This window comes from Hydrocarboniphaga daqingensis, assembly GCF_900129825.1.
GTDB classification, from domain to species: domain Bacteria; phylum Pseudomonadota; class Gammaproteobacteria; order Nevskiales; family Nevskiaceae; genus Hydrocarboniphaga; species Hydrocarboniphaga daqingensis.
On the sequence record NZ_FQWZ01000009.1, the window covers coordinates 1 to 17,404 of the forward strand.

The following is a 17,404-nucleotide window of genomic DNA, read 5'->3' on the forward strand; positions in this document are numbered from 1 at the left end:
GCCATCGCCAGCACCAGCGCGATCGGATACATAAACGCGCCGCCACCTTGAAAGAACCGGATGACGTGATTGAAAAACTCCATGGAGCTCGCTCCTCTGCGGGTCGCTGAAATAACAGGTTATCGAAACAGGAAAGTTACGGACTGCGGTACTGCAATGACGCGGAAATGCCGGATGACGTGACGCGCTTCGGTCGTGGACCAGGGCGCGAGCGTCGAAAGTTTAGTGGCCGATGGTCTGGCGTGGAATGCGTCCTGACTTAAGGCCGTGCCGGCGGTGCAGGCGGTGTCTTGGCTTTCTGTGCAGCGGTCAGGGCCTCGTAATATTCCACTTGGCGACTGAACACTTTGCGATCGAGTCCTTCGAGCTGCACCGACAGCAAGCGCGCCGGGCGGTCGATATCGACTTCCGCCGACGCATTGCGCCACGGCGTAATGTACAGGCCGATGGGGGATTCGCGTTCGCCGATGATCGTCGTGCCGCCGCTGTTGGCGCCGCCCGAGGTGGCACGAGGCGGCGCTGCGGGCGCCGTCGTGCTGGTGATGCCACCGCTGGTGTTGACCGCCGGCAGTTCGTCGGTGGGAGGCTTGGGCGCGGACTGCGCAGCGACCCAAGACGGCAGCGCGGCCGCCAACAACAACACGATGCCGCAGTACCGATTCATTTTTTGGCTCCGGTGCTGGCCGGGACCGGCGCAGTGGCGCTGGGTGCCGCAGTGGCTTCTGCGGCTTTCTGGGACGCCTGGATTTCGGCCATCCAAGCCAGCACGCGCAGGTCTTCCTTGCCGTACAGGCGCAGGTATTCCTGGTAATGCGGCAATGCGGCCGCAGGCTGCTTCAGATATTCATCGAGCAGAATGCCCAGGTTCAGATGGGCCGCCGCATAGTCGGGTTTGACCGCGAGTGCTTTCTCGTAGGCCTGCTGTGCGCGCGGATAGTTGCCCGCTTCACGGTTGGCGATACCCAGCCAATTGAACGCCGACGCGTTCTGCGGATTCATCGTCGCCGCGCGGCTGAACGCCGATATCGCGACGTCGCGCCGATTGCTCTTGGCATACAGGATGCCGAGATTCATCTGCGGCCCGGCGTAGTCCGGGAAGTCCTGCGCCAGCTTCAGGAACGCTGATTCGGCTTCGGCCGTCTTGCGACCTTTCATCAGTTCGAGGGCCTGCTTGAAGCGTGCCTCGGGATCGCCCTTGTCCGGAACCGGCGTCGTCGGTTCGGCGTTGGCTGTGGGCGATGGCGGGGCCGGACGGTCGGGCTTGGTGGTCTTGCCGCCGCCGCAGGCGGTCAGCACCGCGACCAGCAGCAGCGTGGTCCACGTCGTGATCGGCCGCGATGCGGCGATGCCGACGCGCTTACTTGAGCGATTCATAAAACTCCTCGCTTTTCTCGCGCTTGCCGTATTTGCCGGGCGCGAGTTGGGCCAGCGCCTTGGCGCTCTTGGCGACCCATTCATCGTAGATACCCTGCGGAATGCGCCGCAGATTGTTCTCGTGCGCCTCGATCGCTTTTTCTTCGAACGGGAAGGCTTGCTCTTCGAGCAGCAGGTTGTACTGCTCCAGTTCGAGATCGGACAGCTTCTTCGGACGTTCGGAATCGACCAGCGACCGGGCGAAGTCCTGATGCAGCACGCCCAGTTCGTAACTCGCGGCCGTGGTGACGTCGGCAAAACCGTAGCCGGCAGCCCGGTTGAACGCCTGGATCGCGGCTTCGACGGCCTTCTGCTTGGCCGGCAGCGAGGCCTCGATCGGCAACGTGATCCGCAAGGTCTTCGCCTGCGCCGCCGTGATGCGGCCCACTTCCAGGCTCGACTTGGCGGCCAGCGCACGCGTCGCATCGCTGCGCTCGGCCCCCGCCGATGCATCGGCGTTGACGATGTCACGCAGCCAGAACAGCTGCTGTTCGACATTCCGTCCGTCGCGCGCGTAGTCGACCAGGCGCGAGCGTGCCGTCATCGCCCGATCGATCGGGCGCGGATAACTGGTCACGTAAGTCTGGTACGCCGGCCCGGCCTGAGCCGGCAGCTTGGCTTCGTCGAACAAGGTGGCCGACAACCACGCGGCTTCCATCCGCACCGGCACCGTTTCGGTCGGGCGCTGCGCGATGCGTGCGTAGGCCGCTGCTGCCGCGGCCGGCTTGTTGTCCTTCTGGTAGGACACGGCCAGCTTCTTGTCGACGTCCGGGATCAGCTTGCTGGCCGGGAAGCGCGTGCGGAAGCCTTCGAGCACGCGCGCCGCAGTCGGCCAATCTTCCATTTCGACCAGCACGGACGCTGCGTCGTACTCGGCGTTCGGGCGGATGCTGGCGTCGGGAACGACTTCGCCCAGCCGCAGGAAGTCGTTGACGGCGCGACGTGGGTCACCCGCGTCGCGTGCGGCTTCGCCTTGCTTGTAGATCGATGCCGCCAGCTGTTCGCTAACTTCCTTGCGGGTCGGCGAGGTTGCGGCCGTGAGCTTGAGTTCCTGCGAGAACGCGGCTTCGGCCTGCGGGTAGCGCTTGAGCTCGAACTGCGAGTCGCCGATCACGCTATAGGCGATCCGCTGCAGATCGGGCTTGGCCGGCGGCGTGTTGTCGAGCACGCGCTGCGAGGTTTTGATCGCCTCGTCGAGCGCCTTCATCTCGTACAGGTCCTGCGCGGCTTGCGTCAGTACCGGCAGCTTTTCGGGGTGGTACTGGAAGCTGTCAGCCAGCTTGATACCGGAATCGACCGCAAGCCGCAGCGCCGCATTGCGTTCGCCGGCCGGCACTTCGCGCGCGTATTTTTCGTAGCTCTGGAACGAGGCCAGCGCCGCATCGGTGGTCCGCGGATGGGTCTTGTAGTCGTAAGCGGTGCGGGCGTACTGCTCGGCAGCATCGCGCGTCCGGCCGCCGTCGAGCAGCGCATCGCCGTACAGGAAGTTGATGTCCGGCGCCTTGGGGTCGGTCGGAAACACTTCGAGGATGCGCTTGTACCAACCAGCGGCGACGATGAACTCCGGCCGCGCCTTGGCGGCGTCGGCCTTGCCGGCCTGGGCCAGCGCGTGATGATGGCGCGCCAGGTCTTCCATGTGCAGACGCAGCTCGTTCATCACTTCCGGCGTCGCCGGCTTGCCGGCCCAGTAAGCGGCCTGCGGGTCATAGGTGACCGCGTAGCGCTCCTTTTCGCGAATCACCAGGTCCTTGAACCCGCCGTCGCGATAAGCGCCGATCACTTGCGACTGGAAGCCCGGCGACAGCGGGTGCGACGGATACCGCTGCGGGAACGCCGCGAATGCCTCAGCCGCATCAGTAAAGCGCTCACGCTCGATCAGCAGCTTGCCGAGTGCGTCATAGATCAGCGGGTAGAAGCGCGGGTCGCCGTACTTCTTGAAGTAGTCGTTGGCAGCCTGACCGCCGCCCTGGGCAATCAGCGACAGCGATACCACGCGCAGCGAGTCACGGACGAGGTCGTTCTTGCCCTTCTTGACCTTTTCAACCGCGTCGACACGCGTAACTTCGCCTTCGGGCAGTTCGCGATCGAGAATCTGGAAGAAGCTGGTGATCGCCGCGTCGTATTTGGCCTGCTTGTACAGCGACCAACCGTACTTGTACTGCGCTGGCTCGAAGAACGGGGTCCGGTCCTTCAAGTCCATGACGATCTTGTATTCGCCTTCAGCCTCGGCAAAGCGCTCGCGCTGAAACAGCAGCTCGGCGCGGCGGAAGTGGGCATCGCCGCCGAGTGTGGACTGCGGGAAGTCGCGGTTGAGCGTCGCCAGCGTATCGATCGCCGCATCGCTGTTGCCGCTGTTCTGATGTGCACGCGCCAACTGATACAGCACGCGGTCGTTATTGACGTCGCCGGGTCGCTCGGTCAGCAGCTGCTGATAAATCTTGATCGACTTGCCCAGCGTCGCGGCGCTGTCTTCGCCGCCACCCTTGAGATCGTCGGTCTGCACCTGCAAGTCGGCAATTCGGCGCTGGGCTTCGGCGCGCGTGTTGTCGTCCGGGCTGAGTTGCAGCAACTGCCGGTAATTTTCGAGCGCTTTGTCCGGATCGGGGGCGACTGGAGCCGTGCGATCCAGTCGCAGCTGCTGCTCGATCGGCGCTTCCTTCTTCAGCGTCTGGCGGATCGTGGGCGTGGTGTTCTTGACCTCGGCCGGCATGCCGCTGCAGGCCGACAGAATCAGGCCGGCGCAGGCGGCGCCCAGCAGCGGCGACAGCGGGCTGGCCGCGTCAGCCTTCAGTGCGCGTCGCAGGCGGATCATTTCTTCTTGATCTCGTATTCGTCGGGGTCATTGGAGCCGGTCTGGCGGTCGTACAGCCGCGCCAGCGCGAAACGCGCTTCGACCAAGTACTTCTCGATCTGGTCTTTCTGTGCTTTCAGCTCAACCGTGCCGAGTCGCTGCAGGTATCGGCCCTGCTCATCGCCAATGCGCGCCAGGCTTGGGCGCAGTGATGCAAGACGCTGGCGCATCTGGCCGATCCGTTCATAGGTGCCGACAAAATTCTGCACTTTGGGCGCGTCGGCCAACTGCAGCTGGGGGCGGACCGCTGCGCCCCCCGCCAACGGCTTGCGATAACGACCCGGCGGCGATAGCGACGACTCGGGCCGAAGCTCGATCTTGATCCGAGGTCGCTCGACCGGCTTGGCTTCGGTGGCCTGCGAAAACAGCATTCGCGGGTCGACCGAAGCGCGATCGGCGGTGGTGTAGGCCTTTTCCATGTCGGACAGGCGCTTGTCCCACGCGTCGAGATTGCGCGCCAGCAGACGCACGTCGCGGTAGTTTTTCAGCGCTTCGGCGTAGCGGTGCTCGGCCAGCAGCGTCTGCAGGTAGTAGGTCTCGGGTGCGTCGGGCAGGTCCTTGAGTTCCCAGTTCCAGCCTGATTCTGCGTCAAGATCGCGCTTGACGATGGTCTCGACCATGCGGTTGGTACGCAGCGCGTCGATCGCCAAATTCGTGCGCTTGCGCGCGACTTCGAGTCGCTCGACGGCCTGCTCGTAGAACGCGCGTGCCTGATCGTGGGCTCCGATCTGGTCGAGCGAGTAGGGGATCGCCAGCCATGCTTCTTGAACGGCGGGATCCTGCGGGTCGCGATCGACCAGGATCAGCCAGGCGGGCAGCGCAGCCTTGAGTGCTTCTTCGCGATCGGAGGCACCTTCGATGCGTCGGAACGTCCGCTGGCGCACCGGATCGTCCTCGATCAACCCTCGGCGCAGCAGCACGCCCAGGGTTGAAAACGAACCGAACCGGTCTGCAGCTCGGTCGTCGCCGCCGTCGTTGACGTTGGCTCGCCGGGCGCGCTTGCCGTCCTCTGTCAGCTCGGCCCAGCCCAAGCCAAGCAGGGCGCGATTTGAATACGGGCCTTCGACGCGAACCTTGCGCAGCAGAGGCCGCGCGACCGCGCCTTGCTGGTTCTGCAGAAAGTTCCAGCCCAGGGTCATGTTGGCGCGGTCCATCAGCGCCAGCGAGTCGCGGTCGGTCGGGTCGAGATTACCGACGCGCTCGAGCACGGTCCGGCCCTGTTCGGTACGGCCATCACGCAGCAAGGCCACGCCCAGGTTGTAGCGGGTGAAGTCGCTTTGGTCGCTGCCGTTCTTGGGTTCGGTCAGCACCTCGACCGCCTCGGCGTCCTTGCCCATCGCCATCAGCACGCGGGCAGTCAGGTCCTGCCATTCAAGCAGCAACTCGCTCGGCAGGCCGTCGCGCATCTTGAGCAGCGTGGCCCGGGCCTCGGGCAAATAGCCCCGGGTGTATTCGAACTGAGCGAGCTTGAGTTGCGCACGACCGTACTGGACCGGGTCGCTGCTGGCCGCATTGGCCATGCCGCGATAGACGGTGTCGGCGCGCTCGCGCAGGCCGAACGACAGATAGTTGTCGGCCAGCAGCCATGGGAACTGGGACGCTGCAACCGGTCGCCCTTCGGATTCGGCCTGGAGCTTCAGCAACTCGGTCAATGCCGAGAAATGTCGCTTGTCTTCGCCGAGAAAGCGCGCAGCGCGCAAGTGGGGATCGTTCGCGCCACCCGGCTTGTAGAGTTCGACGGCTGCCTGAGCAGCGCCGGCACCGAAGCTGGCCAACACCAAACCGGTCAGCAGACGGCTCAGCAAACGGGCGTTCACGGTGCGGGTCTCCATTCCTTCAGGCGCAGGATCGGCTTGCCGCCGCGGTTGGCCTTGCCGACGATCAGTTCCAGCGTCGCCGGCAGCAGGGTCTTGTCGAATACGGTGTCGATGCGATCGGCCAGTTCGGGCTCGCCGTCTTTGGCATCGGCGTACTGGCCCACGTACTCGGCATGCAGCTTGTGACTGCCCTTGCTGACATTGAAACGGCCGATTCGTTGCATGCCGCGACTCTTGAGCAGCGCCCGAGCGTCGAAGTCGCTGTAGTCGAAGTTGACCGGGGTGCTGCCGTCGATGCTGACGCTGATCGTGCGCATCAGCAGCGCGGCGGTCTCGACGCTGACGTAGACGTCGACGCGGGTCTGCGGCGGGTAGCTGAACTCTTCCTCGACCAACTGGGCGTCGCGGTTGAATTGCAGCGCCTCATCCTTGAGCACCTGGATCGATTGGTCGAGTTGCAGGGCGGCGTCCGACTCGGCGTCGGCCCAGGCGGTTGCGCCAGGGGCAAGGCCGAGCATCAACGCAAAGAAGGTCCGTCTCAAGGTCGTATGACCGCGTAATGCAGGCATCAGGGATCGTGCTGTCGTCGTTTGGCCGAGTTTAGCAGGGCCGCTCCACTCAGCGGCAAAGCCGTGCACTCCGTTGGGGCGTCCGTCGGTCAGATCAGGTTGTCGCGGCCGGAGGACGGAAGTGGTCCTTCCATGCACGCAGCGTTGCGAAAATGTCGACGGCATCGCGCATCGCCCGGTCCGCATGTCGAGCAGCGGCATCGTGCACCGCGGGTTCGTTGCAGCGCAGAAACGGATTGATCCGGCGTTCGAGCCCGATCCGGCTCGGAAGGGTCGGCTCTCCGTTGTGGCGTTGTCCGGTGACCCAACGGCGGTACTCGGCCAATGCCGTTGACGCAGGTTCGACAGCGGCCGCAAACGCCAGGTTCGATTCGGTGTACTCATGCGTGCAGTGAACGGCCGTGTCGTCCGGCAGCGCGGCGAGGCGGTCCAGCGAGGCCTTCATTTGTGCCGGACTTCCCTCGAATAGCCGCCCGCAGCCGCCCGAAAACAGCGTATCGCCGCAGAACAGGCGCGCCGCCGAGGCGAGGTGATAGGCGATGTGGCCGAGCGTGTGTCCGGGCACGGCCAGCACGTCGAGCCGGCAGCCGAGCAACTCGACTTGATCGCCGTCGTCAAGCAGTACCGTCAGGCCCTTGATCTTGTCGGCTTCGGCGCGCGGTCCATAGACCGGTACGTCACCGTTGGGGTTGAGGGCGGCGATGCCACCGACATGATCGAAGTGGTGGTGCGTGATCAGCACCGCGCTCAGTCGAAGCCCAACGCCGTCGAGCGCGGCGCGTACCGGCCCAGCGTCGCCGGGGTCGACGACCACCGCCTCGCCGTCGCGACACAGCAACCAGACATAGTTGTCGTTGAAGATGGGGATGACGCCGAACTGCAGCGTCGGGTCGGCGGGGGCGGCGGGGCAGAGCGCGATCGACATGGTTAAGATGGTCGTCGGTTCAACGAACCCGAGTCAACGATGTTGCCAGCACCGACACGCCATTCCGGCCGACCGTTCAACCGCTCCACGCTTGAGCAGTGGCTGCGCTCCCCGCAGGGGCAGCGCTTGATTGCCCAGGAACAGGCCGAGTTGCATCGCGTGTTGCCCGAGGTCTTTGGCCGGCACATGCTGCAGATCGGCTCCTGGGGACATGGCGACGAATTGCTCCAGTCGACCGAAACGCTGCACCGCGCCGTCCTCGGCACGGTATCGGACTTCGGCGCGCAGGCCTTGGCCGCGCCGGAGGACCTGCCGATCGCCAGCAAGAGCGTCGATGGCGTGGTGTTGCCGCATACGCTGGAGTTTTCTTCGGCGCCTCACAACGTGCTGCGTGAAGCGGCGCGCGTGCTCAGCGACCGCGGTCGACTGTTCGTGATCGGCTTCAATCCGCTGGGCAGTTGGGTGCTGCGTCAGCGGATGGGGCTGGGGTACCGCGCGTTTCCGCCGCCGCTGCGTTACTACCGGATCGGTCGCCTGCAGGACTGGCTCGAATTGCTCGACTTTGAAATCACTGAGGTGCGGCGTTTCGGTTCCGGATTCCCATGGCTGGCGCCCCGCTCGCAGAATCAGGCGTGGAGCCTCGGCACGTTGGTGGCGCCGCTGGCGCCGTCCTACCTGCTGGTGGCCAAGAAGCGCGTGTTGCCGGTCAACTGGGTCGGACGTCCTCAACGGGCTCAGGTCAGGCCGCTGATCGGCGCCGTCGGTGCTGGCGCGGCGACCCATTCCGCTGCCCATTCCAATAACTCACCTGCTGCACAGTCGGTCGCCTCGCCGACGCTGGAGACGCCGTCGTCATGAAGTCTGTCGTGGTCTATACCGACGGGGCCTGCAAGGGCAACCCGGGTCCTGGTGGATGGGGCGCGGTTCTGCGCTACAACGGCACCGAGAAGCAGTTGTGCGGCGGTGAGCCGGGCACGACCAACAACCGGATGGAACTGACGGCCGCGATCCAGGCGCTGGAGCAGCTGCGGGAGCCCTGCCAGGTGCTGCTGCACACCGATTCGACCTACGTGATGAAAGGCCTGACCGAATGGTTGCCAGGCTGGAAGCGCCGGGCATGGCGCACTGCCGATGGCAAGGCAGTCAAGAATCAGGATTTGTGGCAGCTGCTCGATGCTGCCTGTGCGCGACATCAGATCGAATGGCGCTGGGTCAAAGGCCATGCCGGTGACCCGGGCAACGAGCTGGCGGATCAACTTGCGAACAAGGGCTGTCTGCAAGCCGGTGCGCGCGTCGGCGCCGGCTAATCGATACCCCGGAGAACACTGTCGTGCGTCAGATCGTGCTGGACACCGAAACCACCGGCCTTGAAGTCAGCCAAGGCCATCGCGTGATCGAGATCGGTTGCGTGGAGCTGCGCAATCGCCGGCCCACCGGCGAGAACTTTCATCAGTACCTGCACCCGGAAGACAAGCAGATCGACGCCGGCGCTCAGGAAGTTCATGGCATCAGCCTGCAGTTTCTGGCCGACAAGCCGAAGTTCCGCGAGGTCGCGCAAAAGCTTTGGGACTATCTGGCCGGCGCGGAACTGATCATCCACAACGCGGGCTTCGACTTGGGCTTTCTCGACGAGGAGTTCCGTCGCGCCGGCGTCGGCACGCGGTTGCAGGATGTCTGCAAGGTGATCGATACCGTGCTGCTCGCGCGGCGTCTGCATCCGGGGCAGAAGGTCAACCTCGACGCCTTGTGCAAGCGCTACGCAGTCGATGCCTCGCATCGAGAACATCACGGCGCGCTGCTCGACGCTGGCTTGCTCGCCGACGTGTATCTGGCGATGACCGGCGGGCAATCGGCGCTGATGCTCGACGACAGCTCGCGCAGCGGCGGCGCGCGGCGCTCGCGCTTCGTCGACCTGCTGGGCGCGCCCGCCGATGCGCCGCTGGTCGTGGTGCTACCGACCGAAGATGAGCTGACGGCGCATCAGGCCAGATTGAAGACCATCACCAAGAAAAGCGGCGACAAGCTGATCTGGAGCGGCGAGCTGCATTGACCCGACGTCGATCGCTGCGCGATATCGCCGCGACCGGCGAGGCTACTTGCGCGCCAGTGCGGTGACCACTTCGAAGTAGGGCGGACGTGTTTCTCGCGACGTAACGCGGCAGCTCTCGACCTGCAGTCCAGCGCGCTGCAACAGTGCAGCCAGCGCCGCAGGTGTCAGCCCCAAGTTGACGTGATCGTAGGCGCGCATCGCTTCTTCATGATGATGCTCGCCAAGCGTGGCGATCACCACGCGTCCGCCCGGCTTGAGCACGCGCGCCACCTCGCGCAGCACTTGCTCCGCCTGACGGCTGTACGGCAGCGCATGCATCGCAAACACATGGTCGAAGCGGGCATCGGCAAATGGCAGCGCATGCATATCGCCTTCTTCGATGCTGACATTGGCGAAGCCGGCGAGTCGCTTGCGCGCTGCAGCAACCACGGTGGGGCTGACGTCGACGCAGGTCACGTGACGGGCATGACTGGCGATCAACTCGGTCAGCACGCCGTCGCCGGAGCCCAGATCCAGCGCATCGCCCAGTTCCAGCAGGCCGATCAAGGCTCGCGCGGTCGCCTCCCAGGTGCGGCCCGGCGAATAATGCAGTTCCATCCGGCCCGCGACGGACTCGGCCCAGGTCTGCCCATGCTTGCGCGCCAGTACGACTTCTTCGGCCCGTTCGCGGTCGATCCGGGTTTGCCGATCGTCGATCTGCTCACGCAGATGTGACCACAAGTCGGCAGCGGCGCCGCCGTTGCCGCTGGCCGAATACAGCGCCGCGCTGCCGACGCGCTTGTCCTGCACCAGTGCCGCGCGCTTGAGCCGTGACAGATGCGTCGATACGCGGCTCTGCGCCAGCCCGGTGATGTCGGTCAGCTCGGCCACCGATAATTCATAGGCTTCCAGCAGCAGCAGCAAGCGGCAGCGACTCGGATCGGCCAACAGGCGGCACAGTTCAGTGCCTTGTTCTAGCGACAGCGACATGGGCTTGCAGCGACGGTTGACGACGGGGGAGGGGCAATGCAAAGCCCGCCGGCGCAGCGCGCGGGCGGGCTGGGCCATGCAATCGACGCTTTAGCTACTGGCTTTCTTGCTGGACGCGCGTGGCTTGCTCGCCTTTTTCGCAGCGGGCGCTTTGACAGCGGTCGTTGCAGCCGGCGCCGCCGACTTCTTCGCAGCGACCTTCTTCGGCGACGCTGATTTCTTCACAGGCGCCTTGCGCGGCGCGGACTTGGCCGCTGCCGAAGCGGCCATCGCGGGTTCGGGCGCCGCTTTGCCGCTTGCCGTCGCCGTTGCGGCCTCGACCGATTCGCGTGCGTGCGCGATCAGACGGGTCACGGTCTGCTGCATCAGGTCGAACTGGGTTTGCACCACGTCCTTGATGCCGCTGCGATCCTGCTTGGCTGCGCGCAGCGAGCTCAGCGCGCTGTCGTAGTACTCGCTCAGTGCCTTGAGTTCTTTGTCGGCGAACTTGTGCAGCCCCGCGTATACGGCCTCGTTGGCGGTGCCGACGGCAGCCAGCGAGTCCTTGCGCATCCGATCGAACTGTTTCTTCAGCTGATCGAGTCGGTGTTTGGCTTTCAAGGCAGCGCTCCTTAGTTGTGACACGACGATGTCAGCCGAGTGTAGGTGCCTGCGACAGCGCCGTCACCTTGGATCGTGCTACTGCAGCGCCTTTGTTTACGGTGGTAACGGCCCAGCGCTATCATGCCGGGCCCTTCCATACCGCTGAGTATGGCCGCGTCGGGGTCACAATGCCGATGCGTACCTGCCCGAATTCAAACCACCAGGAGTCTGCTCCCGCCATGTTCCAAGGCCAATCCATCCGCGTGACGAAACTGGACGGCGACATCGCCGAGCTGTGTTTCGATCGCAAGGAAGACGCGATCAACAAGTTCGACAAGAACACTGTCGAAGAACTGGCGGCTGCTGCCGCCGCCCTGAAAGCCGACGGGTCGATCAAGGGCCTGCTGGTGACCAGCGCCAAGGACGTGTTCATCGTCGGCGCCGACATCACCGAGTTCGGCAAGAACTTCCAGATGTCCGAAGAAGAACTGGCCGGTTGGGCGCTCAACGCCAATCAGTCGTTCAATGCGATCGAAGATCTGCCGTTCCCGACCGTCACCGCGATCAATGGCATCGCGCTCGGCGGCGGTTTCGAAATGTGCTTGTCGACCGACTATCGCGTGATGAGCGACTCGGCGCAGGTCGGCTTCCCTGAAGTCAAGCTCGGCATCATTCCGGGCTTCGGCGGTACGGTGCGTATGCCGCGCCTGACCGGCGCCGACAACGCGATCGAATGGATCGCGGCCGGTACGCAGCAGAAGGCGGCCGCTGCACTCAAGGTTCACGCAGTCGACGGCGTCACGCCGGCTGCCAAGCTGCGCGACGCCGCGCTGCGCACGCTGTCACTGGCCATCGAAGGCAAGCTCGACTGGAAGGCGCGTCGCGAGCAGAAGAAGGGCCCGCTCAAGCTCAACCAGATCGAATCGATGATGGTGTTCGAAACCGCCAAGGGTTTCGTCGCCGGCCAGGCTGGCCCGAACATGCCGGCGCCGGTGGAGTCGGTCAAGGTCATCCAGAAGGCCGCATCCAAAGGCCGTGATGACGCGCTGAAGATCGAAGCCGCTGCGTTCGCCAAGCTCGCCAAGACGGCGGTTGCCGATGCGTTGATCGGCATCTTCCTGAACGACCAGTTCCTGAAGAAGAAAGCCAAGAGCGCGACCAAGATCGCCAAGCCGGTCAAGCAGGCCGCCGTGCTCGGCGCCGGCATCATGGGCGGCGGTATCGCTTACACCAGCGCCAGCCGCGGTACGCCGATCGTCATGAAGGACATCGCTGAAAAAGCGTTGGACCTGGGCATGAACGAAGCCAACAAGCTGCTGAGCAAGGAAGTCGAGCGCAAGCGTCTAACGCCGGAAAAGGCCGGCAAGGTGCTGTCGTCGATCCGCCCGGTGCTCAGCTATGACGAGATGAAGGGCGTCGACATCATCGTCGAAGCCGTCGTCGAAAATCCGAAGGTCAAGAAGTCGGTGCTGGCCGAAGTCGAAGGCATTGTTGGCGAGAACACGATCATCGCGTCGAACACCTCGTCGATCTCGATCGAAGATCTGTCGACGGCGCTCAAGCGCCCCGAGAATTTCCTCGGCATGCACTTCTTCAATCCGGTGCATCGCATGCCGCTGGTTGAGGTGATCTACGCCTCCAAGACCAGCAAGGAAGCGATCGCCAGCGTCGTGGCGTACGCCAGTTCGATGGGCAAGACGCCGATCGTCGTCAAGAACTGCCCTGGCTTCCTCGTCAACCGCATCCTGTTCCCTTACTTCTTCGGCTTCTTCGGCGCCATCCGCGATGGCGCCGACTTCGTCAAGGTCGACAAGGTGATGGAGAAGTTCGGTTGGCCGATGGGCCCGGCCTATCTGCAGGACGTCGTCGGTATGGACACCAGCCACCACGTCGGCGACGTGCTCGCCGAAGGCTATCCGGACCGCATGGGCAAGGCGCCGGAAAAGACGGCGCTTGACGTCATGTACGAAAACAAGCGCTTCGGCCAGAAGAACGGCGTCGGCTTCTACAAGTACGAGACCGATCCCAAGGGCAAGCCGAAGAAGACGGCCGACCCCGAATCCTACGAGCTGCTGAAGGCGGCGCAGCCCAAGGGCCTGGTCGACATGAGCGATGAGGAAATCATGGATCGTCACATGTTGCCGATGATCATCGAGACGGTGCGTTGCCTGGATGACGGCATCGTTGAAACGCCGGCCGAAGCCGACATGGGCTTGATCTACGGCATCGGTTTCCCTCCGTTCCGCGGCGGTGCACTCAAGTACGCCGACTCCATCGGCCTGCCGGCCATCCTCGAGAAGTGCGCGAAATTTGCGCATCTGGGCAAGCTCTACGAGCCCACCGAGTCGATGAAGAAGATGGCGGCCGAAGGCAAAACTTTCTATTCGAAGTGAGCCCTCGCGCTCACGCTGGAGTCAATGAACATGGCTAATGAAGCAGTCATCGTCGACGCGATCCGCACCCCGATGGGTCGTTCGCGCAACGGCGTATTTCGTAACGTGCGCGCCGAGATGCTGTCGGCGCACCTGATGCAAGAAATCCTCAAGCGCAATCCGGCGGTCAAGCCGGCCGACGTCGAAGACGTGATCTGGGGCTGCGTGATGCAGACGCTGGAGCAGGGCTTCAACATCGCGCGCAACGCGCTGTTGCTGGCCGGCTTGCCGCAGACGGTGCCCGGGCAGACGGTCAATCGTCTGTGCGGCTCGTCGATGAGCGCGATCCATATCGCCGCGGCGCAGATCCAGGCCGGCGTCGGTGACGTGTACTTGTGCGGTGGTGTCGAGCACATGGGCCACGTGCCGATGACGCACGGCTTCGACGGCGACCCCGAGTTGTCGCTGAACACCGCCAAGGCAGCGGCGATGATGGGCCTGACGGCCGAGATGCTGACGCAAACGCATGGCATCGATCGCAAGAGCCAAGACGAGTTCGCGCTCGCCTCGCACCAGAAGGCGTACGCGGCCTGGAAGAACGGCGAGTACAAGAACCAGATGGTCGGCACGCAGGGTCATGATGCCGACGGTGCTCCGATCATCGTCGACTTCGACGAAGTCGTGCGCCCCGACGCCAGCCTCGACAACCTGATGAGCCTCAAGCCGGCGTTCAATCCGAAGGGCTCGGTCACCGCCGGTAACAGCTCGGCGATTTCCGATGGCGCCTCGTGCACGCTGATCATGAGCGCCGAAAAGGCGGCAGCGCTGGGCATCAAGCCGCTGGCCAAGATCATCGGCATGGCATCGGCGGGCTGCAATCCGTCGATCATGGGCATCGGCCCGGTCCCGGCCACGAAGAAGGCGCTGCAGCGCGCGGGCATCGACATCAAGGACGTCGACTACTTCGAGCTCAACGAAGCCTTCGCGGCGCAGTCGATCGCCGTGATGAAGGATCTGAAGCTGATGGATCGCCTTGATCGCGTCAACATCAAGGGCGGCGCGATCTCCCTGGGTCATCCGCTGGGTTGCTCCGGCGCGCGCATCACCGGCGCGCTGGCGCATGTGCTCGCTGAAAAGAATGCCCGCTACGGCGTGGCAACGATGTGCATCGGCATGGGCCAGGGCGTGGCCACGGTGCTGGAGCGCGTTGTCTGATCTCGCAGTTCTGATATCGGGTGTCACAAAAAAGGCCGGGTTTCCCGGCCTTTTTTGTATGCGTTACCCGTGTTTTGATGCAGGCCTGACGCCGCTTGATCAGAACTGGTACTTGACGAACATCTGGGCAAAGTCACGGTCGGCCAGCGTGTTATAGACGCCACCGCCCCAGAACCAGGTGTAGCCGACGTTCAGCGACAAGTCGGCGCGGTAGCGGATTTCGATCAGCGAATCGAACTCCTTGCGGCCGCGGACGAAGTTGCCGGCCGGTCCTGGCGAGATGCCGCCCAAGTCTTGGCGCCAGATCAGCAGCGGCCGCAGGCTGATTGAGGGCAGCACCGATTCGTAGCTGATCTGCGAGATGATCCGGTAGCCGTAAGAGAACGAGGTCGGAAACGCGCGCGAGCTTTGCTGGCTCGGGTTGAATCGGACGCCATCGGGGCCGATCGAACAGTTGCTGGCGCCACCGCAGGCGCGGCGCGACCCGTCGGCGCCGGTTCCATCGGCGCCAGCCGTCGGCGCGAACTGGTCGGTCAACGGCCCTTGCAGCACCAGTTCGTCGTACGCCGGCAGGTTCGGAACGTATTCGGCGCCGGCTTCGTACAGAACGATGACCTGATCGGCGCCGATCGGATTTTCGGTTGCAGCGTAAACGCGGGTTGCGCCGAGGTTGAAGTTCAGGTCGTGAAAGCGTTCGTAGCCGCGGATGTAGCAAGGGCTGCTGCGATCGTACTCGTAATACGGGTGTTCGAAGCGGTCGAAGCCGTAGGCCGCATCTTCGGCGGTGCCGGGCTTGGGGAAACACGGCGCGTTTTGGCCGGCAACACCGCCGCGATACGGAATCACGTAGTTCGGGAAAGCCCGCGCCGAGCCCGGCACATGGCCGACGATCAGATCGACCGTGTCGCGATAACCGGTCTGGCCGGCCGCGGGGATGAAGTCGCTGCTGCCGTACAAGCCCGTCGGTGCGCTTTCTTCCGGATAGCCGATGCCGACCAGCGAGCCGGCACAACCGGCGGCCGCGCTGTTGCAGTTGGTCAGCGTCGGTCCGAACGCCGCGAACGTCAGGTCATGGCCGTCGACCTGCATCGGCTTGTTCGGGCGATAGGCGATTTCGCCCTGCATCGAGTAGTCGCCGAAGTTGCTGCTGAAACTGACGCCGAACATGTGAATATCTTCGGGGTAGTCGAGCGCGAATCGAGCGGTCTGGAACGGCACCGCATCCGATGTCGCGGTCGTCTCATTGCCGTTGAGCAGCGGCAGGTCAGGGCAGGTCATGACGAACGACAGCAGGTCGGTGGCGTCGATGCCCATCGGATTGCCTTCGGCCCGCGCACAACTCGGAAACGAGGAGAACAGGCTCAGGTACGGAATGCGCGAGTGGTAGTTCTGGTAGTAGAAGTTCAGCTGCGTACCGTTGTTCAGATTCTCGGCGTAGTACTGCAGGCTGATGCCGTACTGCCCGCCGGTGCGCGGCTCCAAGTCCTTCACGCGGTTGATCGTCACGCAGGTGGGCGTGATCTGCGACAGCGGATTGTCGAGCAGCTTACCCAGGCAGTCGGGGTCTTCTGCCGAACCACCGAAGCTCAGATTCAGCGTCTGGCCGGCGCCGTTGGTGCCGATGTCCAGCGTCGAAAAGTAGCTGCCGGGAGCGGGTGCTTCGAGGTTTTTCCATTCGAGCTGGTAATAGCCTTCGACGACCAGTGCATCGGTCAGCTGCACGCTGCCGAAGGCCATGCCAATCGGCGTGAACGCTTCTTCGGTCAGCGTGCCGACGCGAAACACGTTGTTGGCGTTGACCGGGTTGGCGTTGCTGACGCTATTGAGCGCCAGTAGCGTGCTCTCGCCCCAATTGACGATCTGCCGGCCCAGCTTGAACGTGGCCGAGTGGCCGAATATCTCGAAGTTGCCGAAGAAGTAGGCTTCGAGCGCCTGGATATCGGTGCCGATTTGCCGCAGCGTTTCGCCGTCGTCACGTCGCGTGCGCGCCGCTTCGGCGCCGCCGTAGTAGCGGCCGGCCGCAATCGGAATCCCGCCGACGAACTGCTGCAGCGCCGGCGGCAGTGCGCCGATCGTGCTCTGCAATAGCGGCACCGGGATGAACGTGCCGTTGCGCGCAACGCGATCGGCATTCTCGGGCGTGATGCGGTTGGCGTGGCGCTGATTGAAGTCGTTGTTGACGACGTCGTAGAACGCCAGCACGCGCCCGAAGAAGCCGAACTCGTCCCAGCGCAACGTCAGGTCCGAATCGAGCTTCAGCGGTGCCTGGAACACATCGTACTGGCGATAGTTCAGGTTGCCGTCGTCGCCGTTCATACCGGCGGCGCCGCGCGCATTGGCGATCCGTCGCGCCGGCGCAGACTGTTCGCGAAACAGCCCCTGGCAGCCCTGAAACGGATTGGCACAGACCGTTGGATCCAGATTGCCTTTGCCGATCAGATCGTCGCTCGGCTTTTCCATGCGGATGCCGACGCCGGCTGTGAACGTGCTGTTCAGCACGCCGTCGACGGCATTGCCGCCAATCGACGGCAGCTCCAATTCCACGGCTTGCGCCCCGTGGCCCAACAGCAGGGCCATGCTGAGCCCGGCCACCGCTTTGTAGACGACCGTCGTCATGCGCTTCATCGATGCTCTCCCGGAA

14 protein-coding genes are annotated in these 17,404 nt (G+C 64.0%); 5 read left to right on the top strand and 9 right to left on the bottom strand.

What is annotated here, in order from left to right:
* Positions 1-259: 259 nt before the first annotated feature.
* From BUB09_RS16090 to gloB, 6 genes are all read right to left on the bottom strand, one after another.
* Positions 260-664 carry a hypothetical protein gene (locus BUB09_RS16090; RefSeq protein WP_072899425.1) on the bottom strand — a complete coding sequence of 135 codons (405 nt, stop codon included), beginning with the start codon at positions 662-664 and terminating at the stop codon, positions 260-262.
* Positions 661-1,374: a tetratricopeptide repeat protein gene (locus tag BUB09_RS16095; protein WP_139250323.1), complete on the bottom strand. Its 714-nt coding sequence runs from the start codon at positions 1,372-1,374 to the stop codon at positions 661-663. Before BUB09_RS16095 ends, BUB09_RS16090 begins: the two co-directional genes overlap by 4 nt.
* Positions 1,358-4,225, bottom strand: a complete 2,868-nt coding sequence (locus BUB09_RS16100) for a tetratricopeptide repeat protein (protein ID WP_072899427.1) — start codon at positions 4,223-4,225, stop codon at positions 1,358-1,360. Before BUB09_RS16100 ends, BUB09_RS16095 begins: the two co-directional genes overlap by 17 nt.
* Positions 4,222-6,081, bottom strand: a complete 1,860-nt coding sequence (locus BUB09_RS16105) for a tetratricopeptide repeat protein (RefSeq protein ID WP_139250324.1) — start codon at positions 6,079-6,081, stop codon at positions 4,222-4,224. Before BUB09_RS16105 ends, BUB09_RS16100 begins: the two co-directional genes overlap by 4 nt.
* Positions 6,078-6,623 carry a hypothetical protein gene (locus tag BUB09_RS16110; protein ID WP_139250325.1) on the bottom strand — a complete coding sequence of 182 codons (546 nt, stop codon included), beginning with the start codon at positions 6,621-6,623 and terminating at the stop codon, positions 6,078-6,080. The genes BUB09_RS16105 and BUB09_RS16110 overlap by 4 nt, the downstream gene beginning before the upstream one ends.
* Before the next feature lie 121 nt (positions 6,624-6,744).
* Complete coding sequence (gene gloB, locus BUB09_RS16115; protein WP_072899434.1) at positions 6,745-7,575, bottom strand: hydroxyacylglutathione hydrolase; 831 nt, start codon at positions 7,573-7,575, stop codon at positions 6,745-6,747.
* Between the two features lie 39 nt (positions 7,576-7,614).
* Here gloB and BUB09_RS16120 point away from each other — a divergent pair, with 39 nt between their 5' ends.
* Genes BUB09_RS16120 through dnaQ form a run of 3 tightly spaced genes read left to right on the top strand, consistent with a single transcriptional unit; the run spans position 7,615 to position 9,625 of the window.
* Complete coding sequence (locus BUB09_RS16120; protein ID WP_072899436.1) at positions 7,615-8,433, top strand: class I SAM-dependent methyltransferase; 819 nt, start codon at positions 7,615-7,617, stop codon at positions 8,431-8,433.
* Complete coding sequence (gene rnhA / locus BUB09_RS16125; protein WP_072899438.1) at positions 8,430-8,882, top strand: ribonuclease HI; 453 nt, start codon at positions 8,430-8,432, stop codon at positions 8,880-8,882. Before BUB09_RS16120 ends, rnhA begins: the two co-directional genes overlap by 4 nt.
* 23 nt (positions 8,883-8,905) lie before the next feature.
* Positions 8,906-9,625, top strand: coding sequence for a DNA polymerase III subunit epsilon (gene dnaQ, locus BUB09_RS16130; protein ID WP_072899440.1), 720 nt, complete (start codon positions 8,906-8,908; stop codon positions 9,623-9,625).
* Between the two features lie 42 nt (positions 9,626-9,667).
* Here the strand turns inward: dnaQ and BUB09_RS16135 are convergent, their stop codons facing one another.
* The gene (locus BUB09_RS16135) at positions 9,668-10,594 is read right to left on the bottom strand and encodes an ArsR family transcriptional regulator (RefSeq protein WP_084083520.1); all 927 of its coding nucleotides are present in this window, start codon (positions 10,592-10,594) and stop codon (positions 9,668-9,670) included.
* Positions 10,595-10,684: 90 nt separating this feature from the next.
* On the bottom strand, positions 10,685-11,194 hold the full coding sequence (locus BUB09_RS16140; protein ID WP_072899442.1) for a phasin family protein: 510 nt from the start codon (positions 11,192-11,194) through the stop codon (positions 10,685-10,687).
* Positions 11,195-11,415: 221 nt separating this feature from the next.
* On the opposite strand from BUB09_RS16140, the gene fadB reads away from it, so the two are divergent.
* The gene (gene fadB, locus BUB09_RS16145; protein ID WP_072899445.1) at positions 11,416-13,569 is read left to right on the top strand and encodes a fatty acid oxidation complex subunit alpha FadB; all 2,154 of its coding nucleotides are present in this window, start codon (positions 11,416-11,418) and stop codon (positions 13,567-13,569) included.
* A 30-nt stretch (positions 13,570-13,599) separates the two neighbouring features.
* Positions 13,600-14,763: an acetyl-CoA C-acyltransferase FadA gene (gene fadA, locus BUB09_RS16150; RefSeq protein ID WP_084083525.1), complete on the top strand. Its 1,164-nt coding sequence runs from the start codon at positions 13,600-13,602 to the stop codon at positions 14,761-14,763.
* 99 nt (positions 14,764-14,862) lie between these two features.
* Here fadA and BUB09_RS16155 read toward each other — a convergent pair whose 3' ends face one another.
* Positions 14,863-17,388, bottom strand: a complete 2,526-nt coding sequence (locus BUB09_RS16155; RefSeq protein ID WP_245793321.1) for a DUF1302 domain-containing protein — start codon at positions 17,386-17,388, stop codon at positions 14,863-14,865.
* Positions 17,389-17,404: the final 16 nt, after the last annotated feature.